The organism is Eikenella sp. (assembly GCF_057315495.1).
Genome location: NZ_DBHKXY010000028.1, coordinates 1 through 20,823 on the forward strand (window position 1 = coordinate 1; position 20,823 = coordinate 20,823).

Annotated in this window: 19 protein-coding genes; 8 read left to right on the plus strand and 11 right to left on the minus strand. The window is 56.3% G+C overall.

Translation table 11 applies throughout. From position 1 onward, the window contains the following. The 3 genes from ACO6EE_RS04260 to ACO6EE_RS04270 form a co-directional block, all read left to right on the plus strand. Positions 1 to 527 (plus strand): hypothetical protein (locus ACO6EE_RS04260; protein WP_485959476.1); only part of this gene is annotated, 527 nt, incomplete at its 5' end. Positions 528 to 614: 87 nt separating this feature from the next. Further along, on the plus strand, positions 615 to 1,466 hold the full coding sequence (locus ACO6EE_RS04265) for an NAD-dependent epimerase/dehydratase family protein (RefSeq protein WP_485959478.1): 852 nt from the start codon (positions 615 to 617) through the stop codon (positions 1,464 to 1,466). 66 nt (positions 1,467 to 1,532) lie between these two features. Further along, complete coding sequence (locus ACO6EE_RS04270; RefSeq protein WP_485959480.1) at positions 1,533 to 2,504, plus strand: hypothetical protein; 972 nt, start codon at positions 1,533 to 1,535, stop codon at positions 2,502 to 2,504. Positions 2,505 to 2,790: 286 nt separating this feature from the next. Here the strand turns inward: ACO6EE_RS04270 and ribD are convergent, their stop codons facing one another. The 5 genes from ribD to fabI form a co-directional block, all read right to left on the minus strand. Beyond that, on the minus strand, positions 2,791 to 3,885 hold the full coding sequence (gene ribD / locus ACO6EE_RS04275; protein WP_485959482.1) for a bifunctional diaminohydroxyphosphoribosylaminopyrimidine deaminase/5-amino-6-(5-phosphoribosylamino)uracil reductase RibD: 1,095 nt from the start codon (positions 3,883 to 3,885) through the stop codon (positions 2,791 to 2,793). Positions 3,886 to 4,054: 169 nt separating this feature from the next. Beyond that, positions 4,055 to 5,086 (minus strand): Holliday junction branch migration DNA helicase RuvB, encoded by a 1,032-nt coding sequence (gene ruvB / locus ACO6EE_RS04280; RefSeq protein WP_064084809.1) that lies wholly within the window; start codon positions 5,084 to 5,086, stop codon positions 4,055 to 4,057. A 284-nt stretch (positions 5,087 to 5,370) separates the two neighbouring features. Next, positions 5,371 to 5,763 (minus strand): GCN5 family acetyltransferase, encoded by a 393-nt coding sequence (locus tag ACO6EE_RS04285; RefSeq protein WP_485959483.1) that lies wholly within the window; start codon positions 5,761 to 5,763, stop codon positions 5,371 to 5,373. A gap of 66 nt (positions 5,764 to 5,829) precedes the next feature. After that, a complete protein-coding gene (locus ACO6EE_RS04290) occupies positions 5,830 to 7,458 on the minus strand; it encodes a YdgA family protein (protein WP_485959485.1) in 1,629 nt (542 codons plus the stop codon). Between the two features lie 167 nt (positions 7,459 to 7,625). Further along, entirely contained in the window at positions 7,626 to 8,414 is a 789-nt protein-coding gene (gene fabI, locus ACO6EE_RS04295; RefSeq protein WP_485959487.1) for an enoyl-ACP reductase FabI, read from the minus strand. A gap of 444 nt (positions 8,415 to 8,858) precedes the next feature. On the opposite strand from fabI, the gene tldD reads away from it, so the two are divergent. The 3 genes from tldD to bfr (ACO6EE_RS04310) all read left to right on the plus strand — a co-directional run bounded on the left by tldD (position 8,859) and on the right by bfr (ACO6EE_RS04310) (position 11,826). Continuing rightward, a complete protein-coding gene (gene tldD / locus ACO6EE_RS04300) occupies positions 8,859 to 10,310 on the plus strand; it encodes a metalloprotease TldD (RefSeq protein ID WP_485959488.1) in 1,452 nt (483 codons plus the stop codon). A gap of 560 nt (positions 10,311 to 10,870) precedes the next feature. Next, positions 10,871 to 11,335, plus strand: coding sequence for a bacterioferritin (bfr, locus tag ACO6EE_RS04305; protein WP_003822692.1), 465 nt, complete (start codon positions 10,871 to 10,873; stop codon positions 11,333 to 11,335). Positions 11,336 to 11,352: 17 nt separating this feature from the next. Further along, entirely contained in the window at positions 11,353 to 11,826 is a 474-nt protein-coding gene (gene bfr, locus ACO6EE_RS04310; protein WP_485959491.1) for a bacterioferritin, read from the plus strand. 245 nt (positions 11,827 to 12,071) lie between these two features. Here the strand turns inward: bfr (ACO6EE_RS04310) and ACO6EE_RS04315 are convergent, their stop codons facing one another. Next, positions 12,072 to 14,225, minus strand: a complete 2,154-nt coding sequence (locus tag ACO6EE_RS04315; RefSeq protein WP_485959492.1) for an AsmA family protein — start codon at positions 14,223 to 14,225, stop codon at positions 12,072 to 12,074. 238 nt (positions 14,226 to 14,463) lie between these two features. Here ACO6EE_RS04315 and queA point away from each other — a divergent pair, with 238 nt between their 5' ends. Together queA and trpB are read left to right on the plus strand one after the other, a co-directional pair. Next, positions 14,464 to 15,495 carry a tRNA preQ1(34) S-adenosylmethionine ribosyltransferase-isomerase QueA gene (gene queA, locus ACO6EE_RS04320; protein ID WP_485959494.1) on the plus strand — a complete coding sequence of 344 codons (1,032 nt, stop codon included), beginning with the start codon at positions 14,464 to 14,466 and terminating at the stop codon, positions 15,493 to 15,495. A gap of 97 nt (positions 15,496 to 15,592) precedes the next feature. Then, positions 15,593 to 16,801, plus strand: a complete 1,209-nt coding sequence (gene trpB / locus ACO6EE_RS04325; protein WP_485959496.1) for a tryptophan synthase subunit beta — start codon at positions 15,593 to 15,595, stop codon at positions 16,799 to 16,801. A 313-nt stretch (positions 16,802 to 17,114) separates the two neighbouring features. Here trpB and ACO6EE_RS04330 read toward each other — a convergent pair whose 3' ends face one another. The 5 genes from ACO6EE_RS04330 to ribA form a co-directional block, all read right to left on the minus strand. Further along, positions 17,115 to 17,831: an SDR family oxidoreductase gene (locus tag ACO6EE_RS04330; RefSeq protein ID WP_023886541.1), complete on the minus strand. Its 717-nt coding sequence runs from the start codon at positions 17,829 to 17,831 to the stop codon at positions 17,115 to 17,117. A gap of 250 nt (positions 17,832 to 18,081) precedes the next feature. Continuing rightward, positions 18,082 to 18,750, minus strand: a complete 669-nt coding sequence (gene rpiA / locus ACO6EE_RS04335; RefSeq protein WP_485959499.1) for a ribose-5-phosphate isomerase RpiA — start codon at positions 18,748 to 18,750, stop codon at positions 18,082 to 18,084. Between the two features lie 237 nt (positions 18,751 to 18,987). After that, positions 18,988 to 19,566 carry a hypothetical protein gene (locus ACO6EE_RS04340; protein ID WP_485959501.1) on the minus strand — a complete coding sequence of 193 codons (579 nt, stop codon included), beginning with the start codon at positions 19,564 to 19,566 and terminating at the stop codon, positions 18,988 to 18,990. A gap of 110 nt (positions 19,567 to 19,676) precedes the next feature. Then, positions 19,677 to 20,162 carry a 2-C-methyl-D-erythritol 2,4-cyclodiphosphate synthase gene (ispF, locus tag ACO6EE_RS04345; RefSeq protein WP_485959504.1) on the minus strand — a complete coding sequence of 162 codons (486 nt, stop codon included), beginning with the start codon at positions 20,160 to 20,162 and terminating at the stop codon, positions 19,677 to 19,679. A gap of 66 nt (positions 20,163 to 20,228) precedes the next feature. Then, positions 20,229 to 20,819, minus strand: a complete 591-nt coding sequence (gene ribA, locus ACO6EE_RS04350; RefSeq protein WP_485959506.1) for a GTP cyclohydrolase II — start codon at positions 20,817 to 20,819, stop codon at positions 20,229 to 20,231. Positions 20,820 to 20,823 lie beyond the last annotated feature (4 nt).

Sequence of the window (20,823 nt, forward strand, 5' to 3'; positions counted from 1 at the left end):
GTTACTTACTGGCAAGGTTCTCTGAAATAGCACCTTTTTTGTTACTTATGCCGAGAATGATGATGCATACTTTATCTGTGATGTTGCTTTTGGTGATGGTGTCTTTAACGGTGAGCCTGGTGTGCTGGCTGGTTTTAGGTGTGTCTTTGCGGCGGGTGTTGGCGTTTTTATGTAACGACCAGCGCGATGAAGTGAAGGAAATCAGCGGTATTTTTTGGCAGCGGTTGTATTTGAGCCTAACCCTGTTTACGCCGCTGTTGTGCGTACTGCTATTTGCGCCGAATTTCGAGCGCAGTTTGGCGGATAACCTGCTTTACGCCCTGCGCTGGGCCGTGTTTGGCGGCGTGAGTTTGCTGCTGGTATTGGCCTATTTGGTACGCAAACAGATTCAGGTGCTGCAACGCAGCGGTTTTGAGGGTGTGCAAGCAGACAAACAGCCTGCGCAGTGCCGCTTGGAACATGAAGCTACGAATGGTTTGGAGCCTGTTGCTGCATGCGAGCCCGGCCATCAGGCTCAGCACTCATAGCCCTAGGATGCCATTGAGTGAGCAAAGGAAGTGGATTTTAGGCTACCTGAAAATGCAAACCTGAAGCACATGCGAAGGAGTACCAATATGAACATCCTCCTTTTCGGCGGCAACGGCTTTATTGGCAGCCGCGTTGCCAAAATCCTGCGCACGCACGGCCACACGCTGCGCACCCCATCACGCAGTGAGTTTGACTACTTGCAGCCAAACGAAGCTGCCGCCCGCAGCATTCTGAGCGGTGCCGATGCTGTGTTCAACTGCATCGGCGTGATGAGCCGTCATGAACGCGTGCTGGAAACCGTGCACCACCGCACGCCCGCGCTGCTGGCAAAAATCGCAGCGGAACAAGGCGTCCGGCATTGGGTGCAGCTTTCCGCTTTGGGCGCAGACCCGAAACACGCCGTGCATTTTGTCGGCAGCAAAGGGCGCGGCGACGAAGCCGTATGCCAAATTGGCACGGTACACGGCATGAGCGTGGCGGTGGCGCGGCCGTCTATTGTGTATGGTCGCGGCGGCGCGAGCTGCGAGCTGTTTATCCGCCTCGCCAACCTGCCTCTTATCGCTTTGCCCAACGGCGGCCGCTTCGATGTGCAGCCCGTCCATGTTGCCGATGTAGTACAGGGCTTGGCCAATTTATTAACCAGCAGCCTGCCGCACGGTACGGTGCTCAATATGACGGGCAGCCGCTCACTCACGCTGGAACAATACCTCAACATCCTGCGCCAAACCCTACACCGCAAACCAGCCCAGCACGTACTGCCGATACCGCTGCCACTACTGCGCCCGGTGCTGCCGCTGGCCAAACTGTTCAGTAACGGCATCGTCAGCCCGGATAGTTTTACCTTGCTGCAACAAGGCTCTTGCGCCGATAGCCAAGCCTTCGCCGAGCTGCTCGGCCGCCCGCCGTTGGCGGCAGAACAGTTTGCCGAGTATAAATAACCCGCTTCGCTCACTTTTAGGTAGCCTCAGGAGCAGCAACCATTACTGCGAACCAGGGAACAAAAAATGACGAAAATCCAAGCGCATATTTATAACGAATCGACATTTAAATCAGTGCAGTGCAAGCCAACGCAGAGCCGGTTTAAATGTGGCGCACTACTATTGCTGCTCACAAGCTTGCTCACCGCCTGCCAAGAGCCCGACCGAGGCCCCGAAAAACGGCCTGCGCCCATCGTCCCCACCCACTGGCGCGACGGCACGCCGATTGCCGCCGATTATCCGCGCGACCATTATGGTGTGCCTTATCGTATTGGCAATTTGGGCGGGCAGCCGGTTAATTTGCCGGTTCACAGCATGGAAACGCCGGTGGAATATGAAGATTCGCCCGGTTTCGACTGGCGCAAAGCCGAAAACTACAAACCGCCGGTGCGGACTTATAAGGACGTGATTGAAAGCTTTGGTTTTTTTATAGACTACACCGATGGCACGATATACGACAGCTGGCATCCCAATGGCAACAAATGGTATGAGGCAAGAAAGGTAGCGAGAACCTCATGGATACATGTAGGGGTCAGAAGCGGTTCAAGATATCCGAAACGTGAGCATATCTACGATATATATTTGGATGGCAATTTAAATGACTATGCCCGACCACCTCACTATATTCTGCTTGATGTTTATGCAAAAACAGGCGAAACCAAATTCGGCCTGGAGGTATATGCCAACCCCGGCATCAACCCGAAAAACGGAATTGCCTGGCGAAATAACCATGGAGCAAAAGATCTGTTTGTTCAACGCGATGCTGATGGGCATATTGTCAGCTATATCAAATGTTCCAATAATCCTGTGCCCAAACCGCCATGTGATCATCGGTTTCTGATGAAAGGCAATGATATGAAAGTGGCCATGCAACTTTTATATGACCGCCAAAACCTGTCGCATTGGCGGGAAATTGAGGCACAGGCGGAGAAAGCCGTACACAGCTTTATTGTCCGTCCGCCGTCTGAAGCCGTGCAACAGAAGTGGCGGGGCGGATAGCAGGCGTACCCCTTGTGCCTTGTTTTGGTTCACACGTGGCTGTTTGCTGCCGTAAGCCAAAGAGGCTACCTGAAAAGGGATTTCTACTTTTCAGGTAGCCTCTTAGCGTTTTCAGGTAGCCTCTTAGCGTTTTCAGGCAGCCTCAGAGAAGAGTAATAGGCAAACTATTTTATGCTGGCAATCTGTTCTTCCTTCGCAGGTGGTGGAGTGATTTGGCAGCGAAATCAGTGGCAGGTTTGCCTAGCTGGCAAGGATGGAAACCAGAGTCGGGAAGGTATGCAGGTATTTAGCCGCGCCGCCGTTGCAGCACCCATTTGATGTCGTCGCCCAGCTGTTCGATGCCCACGGTGTACCAATCGGGCTCGCGGCTGAGGGCGGCGGGGTTTTCAGGTAGCCTGAACAGGGTGGGTGATTGGGTGCCGCCGAGCAGTTTGGGCGCTTGGTAGCAGACGATTTCGTCCACCAAATCCTGCGCTAAAAACGCGCTGCCCAGTGTGGCGCCGGCTTCCAGCATTAGCTCGCCAATGCCGCGCGCGGCCAAATCGGCCAGCACGGCATTCAGGCTGAGGCGGCCTTGGGCATCAGCCTCCAAACGGCAGATTTCAGCCGCTCCGGCGGGTGCAGGGCGGTCGGACAAGGTGTAGATAAGTGTGGGGGCGCTGCCGTCGAGCAGATGGCTGCCGGCGGGTAGGCGCAGTCGGCTGTCGAGCAGCACGCGCAGCGGGGGGCGCAGGGTGGGGAAGTCGCGCACGGTGAGGCGCGGGTTGTCGGCCAGGGCGGTGCCGATGCCGGTGAGCACGGCGCAGCTTTCGGCGCGCTGGATTTGCACGTCGTGCCGCGCGGCTTCGCCGGTAATCCATTGGCTTTGGCCGTTGGCGAGCGCGGTTTTGCCGTCGAGGCTGGCGGCAGTTTTCAGCTTCACAAACGGGCGGCCGCGTTCGATGCGGGAGAGGAAGCCGCGGTTGAGCTGCCGCGCTTCGCGTTCCATCAGGCCACAGGCTACCTGAATGCCGGCGGCTTCAAGCATGGCCAGCCCTTTGCCCGCCACCAAGGGGTTGGGGTCTTGCATGGCGGCCACCACGCGGCGCACGCCGGCGCGGATCAGGGCTTCGGCGCAGGGCGGAGTACGACCGTGGTGGGCGCAGGGCTCGAGGGTAACGTAGGCGGTGGCGCCTTGCGCGGCGCTGCCGGCCTGGCGCAGGGCGTGCACTTCGGCATGCGGCTCGCCGGCCTTGAGGTGGAAACCTTGGCCGACAACCTGCCCGCCCTGGGCAATCACACAGCCGACGCGCGGATTGGGCGAAGTGGAAAAACGGCCTTGCCGGGCAAGGGCAATGGCTTGCTGCATCAGGGCGTGGTCGGCGGGGGAGAATTGGGGCATTTTGAGTAAGGAGCGGATAGGGAAACGGGTTAAATAAGGTTTTCAGGTAGCCTTTCTTGCTGTTTAAAGGCTACCTGAAAACGAAGCGAAGCAAAGTTTCTGCGAAGCTAAAACGAAGCGAAGCAAAGTTTCTGCGAAGCTAAAAGATGCCGATGGTTTCAGGTAGCCTTCAGGGCTTAAACGGCAGGCCGAAGTGGCTGTAGCTGCGTTCGGTGGCGACACGGCCGCGCGGGGTGCGCTGGAGGAAGCCTTGTTGGATGAGGTAGGGCTCGATCACGTCTTCGATGGTGTCGGGGCTTTCGCCGATGGCGGCGGCGATATTGTCCAGGCCGACAGGGCCGCCGGCAAATTTGTGCAGCACGGCTTCGAGGAATTTGCGGTCCATCATGTCGAGGCCTTCGTTGTCCACATCGAGCATTTGCAGGGCGGCATCGGCTAGGGCGGCATCCACTCGGCCGTTGCTTTTTACTTCGGCATAGTCGCGCACGCGGCGTAGCAGGCGGTTGGCAATGCGCGGGGTGCCGCGGCTGCGGCGGGCGATTTCGAAGGCACCGGTGTCGTCGAGGCTCATTTGCAGCAAGCCTGCGGAGCGGGAAACGATGGTGGCGAGGTCGGCGCTACTGTAGAACTCGAGGCGGGAGACGATGCCGAAGCGGTCGCGCAGGGGGTTGGTGAGCATGCCGGCACGGGTGGTGGCACCTACTAGCGTAAATGGGGGCAGGTCGATTTTCACGCTTCGGGCAGCGGGGCCTTCGCCAATCATGATATCGAGCTGGTAGTCTTCGAGGGCGGGGTAGAGGATTTCTTCCACCACGGGGCTGAGGCGGTGGATTTCGTCGATGAAGAGCACGTCATGCGGCTCGAGGTTGGTAAGCAGGGCGGCCAGGTCGCCGGCACGCTCGAGCACGGGGCCGCTGGTTTGGCGCAGGTTGACGCCGAGCTCTTTGGCGATGATGTGGGCGAGGGTGGTTTTGCCCAGGCCGGGCGGGCCGAACAGGAGGGTGTGGTCGAGGGCTTCACCGCGTTTTTTGGCGGCTTGGATGAAGATGCCGAGCTGCTCTTTGGTTTTGGCCTGGCCGATGTAGTCGGCAAGGGTTTTGGGGCGTAGGGCGCGTTCGAGCTGTTCTTCCTGGCTGGAAATCTGGCGGGCGGTGATGAGGCGTTCGGGTTCGGCGGCGGTGAGGGAATCGGTGTGGAGCATGATGGGGAATGGGGTTTCAGGTAGCCTTAGTGGGTTAATTTGATTGCGGTTTTGTTTGGTCTTTACAGCAGCGCTGCCTTGGTTTTGACAATTAGTTTCGCAGGAACTTCGCTTCGTTTTAGCTTCGCAGAAACTCTGCTTTGCTCCGTTTTCAGGTAGCCTTTTGGGAAGGCGGGGGAGAAGCAGGTGGGCTACCTGAAAATTATATTGCTGTGTCCGGTTGCATTTTAGCGAAATTTGTTCGAGCTTGCCGTTTGCCTTGCTGGCGCTCAGTTCGTCTGCTTTCAGGTAGCCTGTTGGGCTAGAAAGGCTTCGATTGAGCCGGGCTGGCGCCGGCTGTTTTCCAGCCATTCCGGCAGCCATTCGGTGATGCGTTCGCCGACACGGCGGATGAAGGTGCCGGGCTGGGGTTCGTCGATATATTCTTGCTGGCGGACGAGGACGAGCGGGGCTTCGCTGCCGGGCTGCCCTTGGGAAAAGGCGAGGGCTTCGGCATGGGTGGCGAAGGAATGGAAGTAGTCGTCGCCTTCATATAAATCGGGGGCACCGCGCTCGGGATGGCATACGCGGTATTCGAGCACGTCGTCGTAGAAATAGCTGCCGCCGGAATGGCAGTGGGCAGGGTAGATGCCTACTTTTTCCGGATAGGCGGCGGGCGGGTAGGGCGGCTGGCTCATTTTGTGCAACGCTTGCTTGGAAAATAATCAGAAGGCTACCTGAAACGGCAGCCTTCTGTTGCTGGGCTAGGGGGCAGATGCGCCCTTCGGCGGGGCGGAAGCGGCCGAGGCGGCGGCCGGTACGGATGCCGGCATGGCCGGGGCACTGGAATCGGCGGGCAGGGAGCTGTCGGGCAGCAGGTTTTCATCGGCCTGCGATTCGATGCGCTTGCCGTTCATGCTGAAGGTTCTGTTGCGCATCACGATGTGGGTGCTCACGATTTGCTTGCCGTCGATTTTCAGGTAGCCTTGCCGCGCCATGCTTTCGAGCACGCTGTCGAGCCACAGGCGCACGGCTTCTTTGATTTCATGGTCGGCATCGGGCAGGGAAGGATCGACGCTGATGTAGTTTTTGGCTTGAGCGGTGGTGAGCCGTTCGATCACTTGCTGCGGTACGGCGATATGGAAATCGGCGTCGGTTTTGGCGAGCAGATTGTCGATATCGTTCAAATCGGCAGCGGTAAGGCCGCTGAATTTGAGTTCGCCGTTGCCGCTGATCATGCCTTGCGGGGTGGTGAGGTCGAACTGTTTGAGCCGGATAACGGGATCGTTGGTAAACAGGCCGGCGGCTTCGTTGCGCAGGGCGGCAAGCAGGGCTTCGCGCATTTGCTCGTCGCTGAGGCGCTGGGTGATGAGCTGGTCGCGGCGGGTTTTGAGCGCGGCGAGGCTTTCGGCATCGAGGTGTTCGGCGCTCACGTGGATGGCCAGCGGGCCGTAGTTGTCGCTGCCGTAGTTGAGCTTGGCGAAACCGAATTTGCCTTCGGTGTTCACCCAGCGGCCGTCTTGATCCATGCGGGTTTCGATTTGCAGATCGTTGAGGGTGATTTTGGCAGGCGGCACTTGACCGTAGGGGTTGATGAAGCTGCCGATTTGCAGGTCGGACACCATGTTCAGCACATCATTGAGACGGATGTCGTAGTTGATGCTGTCTTTCCATTCTACTTCCACCTGGCCGAGAGTGAGCTTGCTGCTGCCCAAGGCAAGGTTGTGGCTGCCTTCGCGGGTTTCGGTGTGCAACTGGAGGTTTTTGTAGGAAACGCTGCCTTTGTCGGCCAGGGTGATGGTGAGGCCGGGGTTGTTCAGGCTGCTTTGGTATTCGGTGAAGTATTTGGCGTAGTCGGTGCTGCCTTCGAGGCCTTGCCAGTTGATGGCGATGCCGGAGAGCTCTTGGTATTTGAAGGCGGGTACCTGCCAAGTGAGGCGGCCGTTGCCGTTGAGTTGGATCACATTGCGCAGGCTGGCAGGGGCTTGGCTGCCGAAGAAGCGTTGCAGTATTTCGCGGCTTTCGGGCTGGAAAACGAATTCGGTGTCTACCACGGCGCGCACAGGCATGCTGCCGTTGGCAAACAGGCTGTGTTTGATGTTGCTCTCCAGCGTGATGGGCTGGGTGAGGATGGTTTTGATGTTGTCGGGCAGTTTGTCTTGCAGCTGCGCCAGGAAGGTGGGCTTGAAGCGCACCACGGTGGTTTCGTGCGAACTGAACCAGCCGCGCTCGTAGCGGCGGGATTCGACTTGCAAGAAGGATGTGTGGCTTAGGATTTCATGCTGTTTGTTCAGGCTTTGCTCGGCTTTGATACCAAGATAGTAGGGCGCGCCGAGGAACAGGGCGGCCAGCAGCAGGATGAGGCCGGAGAACAGCCAAAGGAGTTTTTTCATGCAACAACCAAAATGCGTGATATTAGGAAAGCGCAAGGATAACACCAAAACGGGGCACTGTCTTGGTGCTGGGCAAGCAAGAGGCTACCTGAAAACGGATTTTTACTTTCGTTAAAATTGTTTTCAGGTAGCCTGTATGCCCTTAACGGGCTAAATCGGGCGGAAAATTAGGCGCCGGTGCCGCTTAGGGCGTTGATGCTGTAGCCGCCGTCCACATAGGTGATTTCGCCGGTGATGCCGGAGGAGAGGTCGGACAGCAGGAAGGCAGCGGTATTGCCCACTTCTTCGATGGTTACGTTGCGGCGCAGCGGGTTTTGCGAAGCAACGTGGCTGAGCAGACGGCCGAAATCGGCGATACCGGCAGCGGCCAGGGTTTTAATCGGGCCGGCGGAAATGCCGTTGCAGCGGATGCCTTCGGGGCCGACACAGGCGGCAGTGAAGCGGATCGCGGCTTCCAAGCTGGCTTTGGCCATGCCCATCACGTTGTAGTTGGGGATGGCACGCACGGCGCCCAGATAGGTGAGTGCGAGGATGGCGCTGTTGCGGTTGCGCATCATCGAGCGGGCGGCCTTGGCCAGTGCAGGCAGGCTGTAGGCGGAAACGTCGTGTGAAATTTCAAAGGCTTCACGGCTGATGCTGTCTAAGAAGTCGCCACTGAGGGCCTCTTTGGGCGAGAACGCGATGGCGTGTACCAAGCCGTCGAGGCCGTCCCATTTTTTGCCCAGATCGGCAAATACTTGTTCAATTTCAGTATCATTTTGCACGTCGCAGCGGAATACCAGATCAGAGCCGAAGTCGGCCGCCATTTTGCGCACGCGCTCTTCCAATTTGTCTACCACATAGGTAAACGCCAGCTCAGCGCCCTGTTCGCGGCAAGCTTTGGCGATGCCATAGGCAATGGAACGCTCGGAAATCATGCCGGTAATCAGGATTTTTTTGCCTTGCAAAAAGCCCATTTTTCGTGTCCTCGGGGAAGTTGTCTGTGTGCAGGCTGTTTGGTTTTCAGGTAGCCTGCGCCCAAAAGCGGGGCATTATAGCTTAATTTAGATTAGCAGAGTAAATCCGGCGTTGTTTTACAGGCGTTATAAATAGCCGAAACCCGCTGTTTTCGGCAGCGGGCTTCAACTTTTCGGTTTTGAGTATTGGGATGTTAAGCAATTGGTTTCGCTAGGCGCACTCCTGTGGAATTGGGTAGATATAGCTTTTTTGCTATACCCCATAAGAAAGGGGTATGGCTATTATACACAAACGATAATTGTTATCAATATTTAAATGGAAAATATTTTTATCAATGAGCATGGGTGCGATTTATTTTCACAATACAGCCAACAGGCAATACGGGCTGCTACCCAGCCGTTATATAATGCCGCCCCACTTTCGCTTTTAATCTTTATAACACCATGAACACAGCGCACCCCACCGTTTCCGCACAACTGCTGCATGCCAACCAACTGGGCACAGACGAAATCGCCCGTGCTTTATCTGCTATTTCCACCCATCAAGTGGACTATGCCGATATCTACTGCCAGCGCACTGCTTATGAAAGCTGGCATTTGGAAGAGGGCATGGTGAAATCCGGCAGTTTTCAGATTGACCAAGGCGTGGGCGTGCGGGCGGTGTCGGGTGAGAAAACGGCGTTTGCGTATGCCGACAGCCTAAGCCCAGCCGTATTGCGGCAGGCAGCGGAGGCAGTGCGCACCATCGGCGCAGCCGGGCAGGAACGGCAGATCAATCTGGCTGGTTCAGCCAGCCACCAGCAGCTTGCACTCTATACGCCGGATAATCCGATTCACGGCTTAGACTCCGCCGCCAAAGTGGCGCTGCTCAACCGTGTGGAGCAACTGGCCAAAGCTGCTGATCCGCGGATTGTACAAGTGATGGCCGGGCTGACTTGCGAACACGATTTAATCTATCTGGCGCGGTTGGACGGCATTACCGCTGCCGATATCCGCCCGCTGGTGCGCCTGAGCATCACCGTGGTGGCCAAGCAGGGCGAGCGGCGCGAAGTGGGCAGCTTCGGCGGCGGCGGGCGGCTCGGGCTGGATTATTTCAGCGAAGAGCGGCTGCGCAGTTATGTGGAGGCGGCGGTAAAGCAGGCTTTGGTCAATCTGGAATCGCGCCCTGCGCCAGCCGGCAGCATGACCGTGGTGCTCGGCAGTGGCTGGCCGGGCGTGCTGTTGCACGAAGCCGTGGGGCACGGGCTGGAAGGTGATTTCAACCGCAAAGGCACCAGCGCGTTTGCCGGTCGTTTGGGCGAACGGGTGGCTGCCAAAGGCGTAACCGTGGTGGATCAAGGCAATATCGAGCAGCGGCGCGGCTCGCTCAATCTGGACGACGAAGGAAATGCCACCCGCCAAACTGTGCTGATTGAAGACGGTATCCTGGCCGGCTACCTGCAAGACGAAACTAACGCCCGACTGATGGGCATGGCAGTAACCGGCAACGGCCGCCGTGAAAGCTACGCCGCTACGCCCATGCCGCGCATGACCAACACTTTCATGCAAAACGGTAACCGCGAGCCGGAAGAAATCATCGCTTCAATTGAAAAAGGCCTGTATGCCGTGAACTTCGGCGGCGGGCAAGTGGACATTACCAGCGGCAAATTCGTGTTCAGCGCCTCCGAAGCGTGGTGGGTGGAAAACGGCAAGCTGCAATATCCTGTGAAAGGCGCTACCATCATCGGTAGCGGGCCGGAAGTGCTTAAACACGTGAGCATGATCGGCAACGACATGGCGCTCGACAGCGGCATCGGCGTGTGCGGCAAAGAAGGGCAGAGCGTTCCCGTGGGCGTGGGACAACCCACGCTGCGTATCGATGCCGGCTTAACTGTCGGCGGCAGCGAAACCGCTTGATAGACTTGTCGGCAAAGGCTACCTGAAAGAGGGTTTCAGGTAGCCTTTGTTGTATCTCACTTTCGTACTACTGGTACATCATCGCTTGGTATGAAGATATATTTAATCCAAGTTTCAACATCAAAAGGCTACCTGAAAACTGTTTCCCTCGCAGGAACCCATTTCCAGGTAACCTTTACTAATACAGAAGGCAAGACCAGCAAATAGCCCGTTGTGCCTAATGAAATAGTAATAGTTATCATGCACACACAAACCAATGTTTCTAATGAAATTCCTAAAAAACACACTATTAAGTGCAAAGAAAAGTAAATAATTTATCCACTGATAATCATTGGCAGATTCACTTGGCTAAACTAAGCTGCCTAACCATTTTATTTTCATGAAATTTTCTACTGCACACTAAAAAGAAATTGCTTATTTTTCAGGATAATTATTCGCATTAATAAGCGCGATATGAGAATTTTCGCATTAAGCTGCGTATAATCCACCAAGTTGAAACGACAGCATATATTACTGCTGCCATTACACGCATCATTCTATTTATTTACAGGAGCAAAACAATGCAAGGCAATAAAGAAGTTATCGACTACATGAACCAACTATTGGCTGGCGAACTTGCCGCCCGCGATCAATATTTCATCCACTCCCGCATGTACGACGAATGGGGCTACACCAAGCTCTTCGAGCGCATCGGCCACGAAATGGAAGACGAAACCGGCCACGCCGCCGATTTCATCCGCCGCATCCTGATGCTCGGCGGCACACCACAGATGGTGCCCGCTCCTGTGCGTATCGGTCGTAATGTGCGCGAAATGCTGCAATTCGATTTGGATACCGAATACGAAGTACGCGAAAACCTCAAACGCGGCATCAAATTGTGCGAAGAAAAGCAAGACTATGTAACCCGTGATTTGCTGATTAATCAGCTCAAAGACACTGAAGAAGATCACGCCCACTGGCTCGAACAACAGCTGCGCCTTATCGACCTCGTTGGCGAGCAGAATTATCTGCAAAGCCAGCTGTAATACAGAAAGGAAAACGCATGAAAGGCGATCGCGAAGTTATCCGCCAGCTCAATAAAAATTTGGGCATCCTGCTCATCACCATCAACCAGTATTTCCTGCATGCCCGCATCCTGAAAAACTGGGGCTTGGGAGAGCTGGGCGGTTATTTCTACAAACAATCCATCACCGAGATGAAAGCAGCCGATGCCCTGATTGAGCGCATCCTCCTGCTGGAAGGCCTGCCCAACCTGCAAGAGCTCGGCAAACTGCTGATTGGCGAAAACACCGAAGAAATCATCCGCTGCGACCTGCAAAAAGAGCAAGACAAACACCAAGCACTGGTAGAAGCCATTGCCGTGTGCGAAGAAAAGCAGGACTACGTTTCCCGCCAGCTGTTGGAAAAACAGAAAGGCGAAAACGAAGAACGCCTCGACTGGCTGGAAACCCAGCTGGATCTGGTGCAAAATTTGGGCTTGCAGAACTACCTGCAACTTGGGGCGCAAGAGGACTAAAAACACCAAACCATTGCCAAACTCGGCAAAGCCCTTTCCAAATAGCAACAGCCTGTACGCTTCAGCGGCAGGCTGTTTTTTGTGGGATCAATCCGATTCAAGTAGCAGGCTACCTGAAAAACTACGCTGCAAGTTTTAACTGCGCTAAGGCTTCCGCTTTCAGGTAGCCTTCGTTTAGCCGGTTTAGGCTACCTGAAACTTATTACTAGGAAAAGACAAGCAAATTTGGAAGCAAGGTGGCACAGCTATGGCTGTTGGTTCTCCGGCAGTTTCTGTATCCACTGCCATTGCTGTTGCAGTACATCTTGCAAGGCGCGTTGTTTTTGTTCGGGGCTTTGCAGATTGCCGGTGATGCGTTGGTAGTCGAGGGCGAAGTTGGGGCGGCTGATGCTGCCGTTGATTTTAAGCGGCAACCAGAGGTCTTGGCCTGCGCTAGCGAGCACGGCGTAGTTGAGGGTAGCAGTTCGAATGTCGAAGTTGCCTTGGCCGCTGAGGTTGAGGCTGTCGCTTTGCAGGCTGAGGCGCGGGGTGGTGCCGATGCCGTTTTCTACACTGGCTTCGATGCTGAAATGGCGGAAGGGGGTGCTGCTCTCGGCGTTGTAGCGGATCAGGTTTTGGGCGGGTAGATTCTCGGGCCTGTTGAGGAGTTTGCCGAGGTTGATGCCTTGCCACGCGCCGTTGTCGAGCACGATTTTGCCGCGCCCGGCTAGGGTGGTGTGCCATTCGCTGCGTTTGAGGCCTTCGGCACCCAGGCGGAAGGATGCGTTGCCGCGCCCGCTGAGGTGGTTGAAGCGGAAGGCGTCTTGCAGCATGGGTTTGATTTGGATGTTGCTGAATTGGAGGGCGGCTTCCCATTTGGGGCGGCTGCCTTGGTGCAACACGGCGCTGCCTTCGGCGCTGCCTTCGTACATCTGCATTTTGATGGTTTGGGCTTCGAGCTTGTCGGCATCAAGGTGCAGGGTGCTGTGGAAGTTTTGGATTTGCAGGCCGGAGCTTTCGAGTGTGCCGATATCGAGGGTGAGGCTGATTTGGCGGCGGCTCAGGGCCTGCGGCCAATATTGGAGCCATAGGGGCAGGGTGTTTTCGGCGGCGGCGGGGCGCTCGGATTCGAGGTAGCCGCTGAGGGAGAGTTTGCTCAGGTTGAGGGCAGCTTGGATGTCGTGGCCTTGTTCGCTGAGGCTGCCGGAAATTTTCAGGTAGCCTTCGTTGTTGTCGAGGCTGCCTTGCAGCTCGGCGTTCCAGCTTTGGCCGTTGCCGGCGGCTTGGCCGTGCCATTGGCCGGAGAGGTAGGGCATGCTGCCGGGGGCGGCGTTGTGGCGGGTGCTGAGGTAGAGGCTGTCGATTTGGAAATGGCCAGGGCCGGCTTGGAGGCGGCCGTTGGCGCTGTAGCCGCTGCTGCCCCGGCCGTATTCGGCGGTGCCGCTGATTTGGAAGCTGCCGATTTCCAGGGTTTGGTTTTGATAGGAGACTTTGTTGATGCTGCCGCTGCCGCTGTGGCGCACGGCATCGGCGGGGGGCTGGCCGTTTGCTGGGTCGGCGTTGCTGAAGATGATGTGGGTTTCGGGCAATACGGCGCTGCCGGGGGTGAGTTGCCAGTTGCGGGTATTGCCTTCGATGTTGAGCTGCCAATCGGGGATTTGGATGCTGAGGCGGCCTTCTTTGGTGTTGAGGCGGCTTTGCCCGGGGGTATAGTCGGCATTGCCTTGCCAGGCGGCGGTGAAGGGCTGGCCGTCGGGTAGGAAGCCAGCCAAATTGGCTTGAAGTTGTTCAAAGTGGCTGCCGCTATAAGCGCCGGAAGCTTCTATCCGGTATTCCTGCGGGGTAAACAGGCTGGCAGAGAGGCTAAAGTTTTCGTCGGCACGATCGATAAAGCCAGACACTTGGCGCAGGGTTTGTTTTTGTTCGCCGTATTGCAGACGCAGGGAACAATCATCAAGTTCGATATGGCGGGGCAGGGTGCTGCTCGCTGTTTGGTTAGCAGTGAATCCAGCCACTTCCCATTGCCCGCTTTCCAGCCGACGTGCGCTGATGCTGGCACGTTGCAGGTGCAAGCTGTGGATAGATACATCGCCCCACAAAGCCGACCAACTAAATGAAAGCCGCACGGCCTCGGCATCCAGCGTTTGGCCGTTTTCCTGCGCACGGCTCAATCCCACTTGGTGCAGCACCACATAAGGGTAGGGAAACCAGCCGCGTTCGATTTGGCGGCCGTCGAAATTCAGCTGCTGGCCTTGCGCAGCCAGCATTTGATTGGCGGTTTGGCGGATGCGGGCTTCACTGAGCAATCGGCTCAAACCGAATGATGCACCCAGCCACAATGCCAACAAAACCAGGCCGAAAAGCAGCGCTTTCAGCCAGAGTTTGCTCCAAATTTTGCCGGAATACAGCTGTTTGCTCATCGAAATACCGTACGCAACAGGGAATCAAACGAAAGGTAGCTGCTTTATGCCCGTCTGGCAAGGGTTTTAGCCGATTTTTTCAGAGGTGGAGGAGGGTAATCTGAAAATATCGGTTTAAAACCCTTGCCAATTTTTCAGGTAGCCTTTGCCGATATGAGGCTACCTGAAAATGTAAACCCCAAACACCCAGGCAAAATGGTTATATAATGCCCGCTTTTCTCCGTCTGCCTACTGTGCCATGCAGCTTGCCGATTTCGATTTCCACCTGCCCGAACACCTGATTGCCCAACAGCCGCCCAAACAGCGCGGCAGCAGCCGACTGCTCGATGCCCGCTCAGACGGCCTCCTATGTGACCGCCTGTTTGCCGAGCTGCCAAACCTGATCGAAGCCGGAGACCTGCTTGTGTTCAACAACACCAAAGTGATGAAAGCCCGCCTATTCGGGCACAAAGCCAGCGGCGGGCGCATTGAAGCCTTGATCGAACGCGTATTGGGCGAACACTGCGCCCTGGCGCACATCCGCTCCTCCAAGTCGCCCAAACCCGGCAGCCTGCTGGAATTTGACGGCGGCATTCGGGCGCAAATGGAAGAACGCGAAGGCGAGCTTTTTAAGCTGCGGTTTTCAGGTAGCCTCAACGTATACCAAATTCTCGAACAAACCGGCCGCTTGCCGCTGCCGCCCTATATTGAGCGTGCTGCCGACGCAGCCGACGACGAACGCTACCAAACCATTTACGCCAAACACCAAGGCGCCGTTGCCGCTCCCACCGCCGGCTTGCACTTCACCTCTGAATTGTTGAACCAACTGCAGGCAAACGGTATCCGCCGCGCCGAAATTACCCTGCACGTGGGCGCCGGCACCTTCCAGCCCGTGCGCAGCGAAAATATTGCCGAACATAAAATGCATAAAGAGTGGTATAGCATCCCCGCCGAAACCGTTGCCGCCATTGCGGAAACCAAAGCAAACGGCAAACGCGTATGGGCTGTCGGTACCACCTCCATGCGCAGCCTGGAAGCCGCAGCCCAAAGCGGCCATCTGCAAGCAGGCGAGGGCGATACCGATATTTTCATCACCCCGGGCTACCGCTTTCAGGTAGCCGACGGCCTGATTACCAACTTCCACCTGCCCAAGTCCACCCTGCTGATGCTGGTGAGTGCCTTTTCCGGCGTCGAACACATCCGCGCCGCCTACCGCCATGCCATCGAGCAGCAATACCGCTTTTTCAGCTACGGCGATGCGATGCTGCTTACCCGGGCAGAGGCTACCTGAAAACAGGGCAGGGCGGCCATTTCCATTTTTCAGGTAGCCTCCCATCCTCAAAGGGCTACCTGAAAACCATCCCTTCTCACACCCAACAGGAGAAAACATGATTCAAGAGCAGCTCAACCCCCTCATCCTTCCCGATCAAAACGGCAACTTCGGCCAACACGGCGGCCGCATCGGCCATCCCGCCCTTGCCCAAGCCCTCTCCGAACTGGAAGCCGGCTTTCACAGCATCATCCGCGATGCCGATTTCATCAGCGAAATGAAACGCCTGCAAGCCACCTATGTCGGCCGCCCCAGCCCCATCTACCATGCCCGCACCCTCTCCAAACGTGGCGCACAAATCTTCCTCAAACGCGAAGACCTCAACCACACCGGCGCCCACAAAATCAACCACTGCATCGGCGAAGTGCTGCTGGCTAAAAAACTCGGCAAGAAAAAAGTGATCGCCGAAACCGGCGCAGGCCAACACGGCGTAGCGCTGGCCACCGCCGCTGCCTTGCTCGGGCTCGAATGCGAAATCCACATGGGCGTGGTCGATATTGCCAAAGAGCATCCCAATGTATCCCGCATGAAAATCCTCGGCGCCAAACTCGTGCCCGTATCCGCCGGCGCCGGTACGCTTAAAGAAGCCGTTGATAGCGCTTTTGCCGCCTATCTGGAACAAATCGACAGCAGCATGTTTGCCATCGGCTCCGTGGTTGGCCCGGCACCGTATCCCGAAATGGTGGCCTATTTCCAAAGCATTGTCGGCCACGAAGCGCGCGAACAATTCCAGCGCGAGCAGGGCGGCTTGCCGGATGAAGTCATCGCTTGCGTGGGCGGCGGTTCCAACGCCATCGGCCTGTTCAACGCCTTTATGGAAGACCAATCCGTAGCCTTGGTGGGCGTAGAGCCTGCAGGAGAAGGCCTCGACAAGCCCGGCCGCCACGCCGCCACCATGACCAAAGGCAAATTCGGCAATATCCAAGGCTTCAACTGCTACTACCTGCAAAACGAAGACGGCACTCCCGCCGCCGTACATTCCATCGCCTCCGGTCTGGATTACCCCGGCGTCGGCCCGCAGCATTGCCATTTGAAGGATATCGGCCGCGGTCGCTACGAAACCGCCACCGATACCGAATGCCTCAGTGCCTTCCTGACACTCTCACGCGAAGAAGGCATTATTCCCGCGCTCGAATCCGCCCACGCCGTTGCCTATGCCTTACGCCGTGCCGCCGAACTCGACAGCAGCAAACGCCTGCTGGTAAATCTTTCCGGCCGTGGTGATAAAGATATCGACTTCGTGTTAGGTAAATTGGATTTTGCTTAAATCTGTTCCGCAATAATAAACAAACGCCGAAACGGTCAATCAATCCGTTTCGGCGTTTTTTGAAGGCGTATATTTTAAAAGATCAGCATAAGTAGCAAAGCCATCTGTATACAACTCAGGCATACGATTCAATATTACTTACGAATAATTTTACATAATATACATTATGCGAATTTTAGTATTATTCATTTTATGCAGGCTAATAATATACATTTGCTGGTGGTAAACAATCTGCAAGGCAGCGAAAATTTTCAGGTAGCCTTCTCACATGCAATCAGGCTACCTGAAAATCTGCTGCACCAATTTAAACTACTTATAGATACACAATCTCGCCACTGCGGCCTTTGCTTTCCTCGCTCATCCAATACACAAACTCAGGGGCGAGTTCGCTTAATTCGCGGCGTTCGCTGCGGGATTCGCCGGGATGGGTTTTCATGCGTTGTGGGGAGTTAATGGGGCCGGGAACGAGTACATTGGCGCGCAGATTGGGAAAACGCGCCCATTCATCGGCGGCAACTTTGCACAAATAGTTCAAAGCGGCTTTGGAGGCGCCGAAGCCGCCCCAGTAGGCTTGCGGGGTTTCACCGTGGCTCTCGCCGATAAAGGCCACCGATGCGTCGGAGGCGGCCTGCAGCATAGGCAGGCAGGCGCGGGTGAGCGCCATGGGAGCGACGGTGTTGATGCGGTATTGGTTTACCCACTCAGCCACAGTTTGGAATTCGAGCGGCGAGAGTGCGTAAAAATAGGCGGCACTATGAATGATGCCGTTGAGACGGCCGCCAGTGGCTTCGGCCACGGCTTTGGCCAGGCGTTCGTATTCCTGTTCTTCAGCGGCCATCAAGTCGAACACCACGGCAAAGGGCTCGGGACAGCCGGCGGAAACGATGGTGTCGTACACTTTTTCCAGCTTTTTCTGATGCCTCCCCACCAACACTACGGTGGCGCCGGCTTCGGCACAGGCGCGGGCGGCTTCTGCCCCAAGGCCTTGTGATGCGCCGGTAATCAGGATGACTCTATCTTGCAGTTTCATGCGTTTCCTTTCTGATGGATTGAGCTGGTGATGGATATGCAGAAACTTGTCTTCCTGCGTAAAGATTGCGTATTTTCAATTGGCTTGATGTTTTCAGGTAGCCTGATGAATGCTGCTTGAGGCTACCTGAAATATGGAAATATCCAGGCGAGCGCGTGCGGTTGTGCGCCAGCCTGGGGCAAGTTTGCGCCCCTATTGCAGGCTGCCATTTTCAGGTAGCCTACCGCCCTACCCGGCCAAACGGCTGCAATCAGCTGCCGATTTTGATCACTTCTGCGCCTTCTGCCCGGCCGATAATCAGCACGTGGGCGGGATGGCGGGCGAACAGGCCGTTTTCCACGATGCCGGGGATGCGGTTGAGTTCGTCTTCCAGTTTGAGTGGCTCGTTGATGGGCATATTGTGCACATCGATGATTTTGTGGCCGCTGTCGGTGGTGAAATTCAAGCGCAGCTGCGGGCTGCCGCCGTATTTGAGCAGCTGGCGCGATACCAGCGAGCGGGCGGCAGGGATGATTTCGATCGGCAGTGGGAATTTGCCCAGCCTGGAAACGTATTTGCTCTCATCTACGATACAAACGAATTTTTCGGCGGCGCTGGCCACGATTTTTTCGGCCAACAGCGCACCGCCGCCGCCTTTAATCATTTGCAGGCTGTGGTTGACTTCGTCGGCGCCGTCGATATACACGGGCAGCTCGGCGGCTTCGGTGAGCGGCACTTCGGGAATGCCGTGTTGTTTCAAGAGTTCGCTGGTGGCTTTGGAGGTGGAAACGGCACCTTTGATGCGGATGCCGCTATTGGCCAGCTCTTCGATGAAAAAGTTTACGGTGCTGCCGGTGCCGATGCCGATGTAGGCATTTTCGGGCACGAATTCGAGGGCTTTTTGGGCGGCGGTGCGTTTGAGTTGGTCTTGGGCGGACATAGTGTTCTCCTGTTATCGTGATTGGTGGGCTTGGCTTCGTTTCAGGTAGCCTTATTCTACTATGCGGGCGGGAGTTTGGGTATGCGGCCGCCCTGCTCTTTTGCTTTGGCGGACGGGATTTAGAACTTTGCCCAGCCGGCAAAATCTTTTTTAATTTCCCAGCCTTTTTTCGTCAGCTCGGCGGCATGGGAGGGGAATAAATCCATGATGCAGTCTTGCCATGCGCCGGAAAGGCCTTCATTGCAGGGGTAGGCCGTATTGCGTTTGTTTCCGCAGGCGCAAACCGGCTTGCAGCAGCGCACTGAGGCGGTCGAGCAATTCGTACACAACAGTTTCGCCCAGTTCGTCGAAATAATCTTGGCGGAAGCTGAGCAGCAGGCCGCTCTGCGGCAGGCCGACGTAACTGGCGTCATCCAGCATCAGGGTAAGTGCCGGTGTGGTGTCTTGCTTGGAACAGGTAACGGGGCTGGGGAAATCGGCATTGAGGTAGGAAAATTCAAAGGCTTCCGGCTGGGCGCTGAGGTAGTAGTTATCGGCAAGTTTCTGCAATATTTCCGCGCACCACGATAGACGGCCGAGTTTGACTTTCCCGTTGCCGTCATACTGGCCGGCGCCGATGCGCGGTATTCCTTTGATTTTTCCGGCGAAGGGAGTGATTTCGTTGATGAAGGTGGGCCAGAAGGCACGGTTTTCAAGGTGTTGCTTGATGCTGAACGGGGCGAGGAGGATAAAGTTTTGGTGGAGATTGGTGAATTTCATCGTGCGGCCTTTCCGGCTGGTGGCAAAGAGGCTACCTGAAAAGGAAAGAAGGGGCAAATCCGGTTTCAGGTAGCCTGATGGGGCTTGAGGCTACCTGAAAAACGGGCGGCTTGGCAAATCCGCACCCCTCCCGCTAGTTTTTCGTTTTTATACTCGGAATTCGGGGTTTATCCGCCAGCCCTTTCCAGCAGCACCACGGCTTGGGCTTCGATGCCTTCCATGCGGCCGAGGTAGCCGAGTTTTTCGTTAGTTTTGCCTTTGATATTGACGCAGTTCTCAGCCAGCCCCAAGTCGGCAGCGATGTTGGCGCGCATGGCGTCGATATGGGGGCGCAATTTGGGCTGCTGGGCGATGATGGTGCTGTCCACGTTCACTACGCGCCAGCCTTGGGCTTGCACAGCAGCGTAGGTTTGGCGCAACAGGGCGCGGCTGTCGGCGTCTTTATGTTCGGCGGCGGAGTCGGGGAAGTGGGTGCCAATATCGCCCAAGGCGGCGGCTCCAAGCAGGGCATCGGTGATGGCATGCAGCAGGGCGTCGGCATCGGAATGGCCGAGCAGGCCTTTTTCAAAGGGGATGGTTACGCCGCCGAGAATGAGCGGGCGGCCGGGCACGAGCTGGTGGACGTCGTAGCCTTGTCCGATGCGGAGGGTCATGGAAGTTGCCTTTGTTGGGTGGATTTTAGGTTTCAGGTGGCCTTGGGCAGGAGGCTACCTGAAAAATCAGTTGTCGATCAAATGGCCGAGTTTGGCGGCTTTGGTTTGCAGGTAGCCTGTGTTTTCGCGGTTTTGGCCCACCAAGAGCGGCACGCGTTCGGTGATTTTAATGCCGCTTTGCTCCATCTTGTTGATTTTATCGGGATTATTGGTAAGCAGGCGGATGAAGTGGACGCCGAGGTGTTGGTAGATAGCTTGGGCCAAACTGAAATCACGGGCGTCTATGGGCAAGCCGAGGGCGAGGTTGGCTTCTACGGTGTCGAGGCCTTGGTCTTGCAGCGCATAGGCGCGGATTTTATTGATCAGGCCGATGCCGCGCCCTTCTTGGCGCAGATACACAATCACGCCGCGCCCTTCGCGCTGCACGGCCTGCATGGCGGCTTGCAGCTGGGGGCCGCAGTCGCATTTTTGCGAAAACAGCGCGTCGCCGGTGAGGCATTCGGAATGGATGCGGGAGAGCACGGGCTCGCCGTTGGCGATGTCGCCCATGCTCAGGGCAATGTGTTCTTGGCCGCTGGGCTCTTCGAAACCGTGCATAGTGAAGATGCCGTATTCGGTGGGCAGGCGGCAGGCTGCGATGAATTTTAGCGGGGTCATGGTG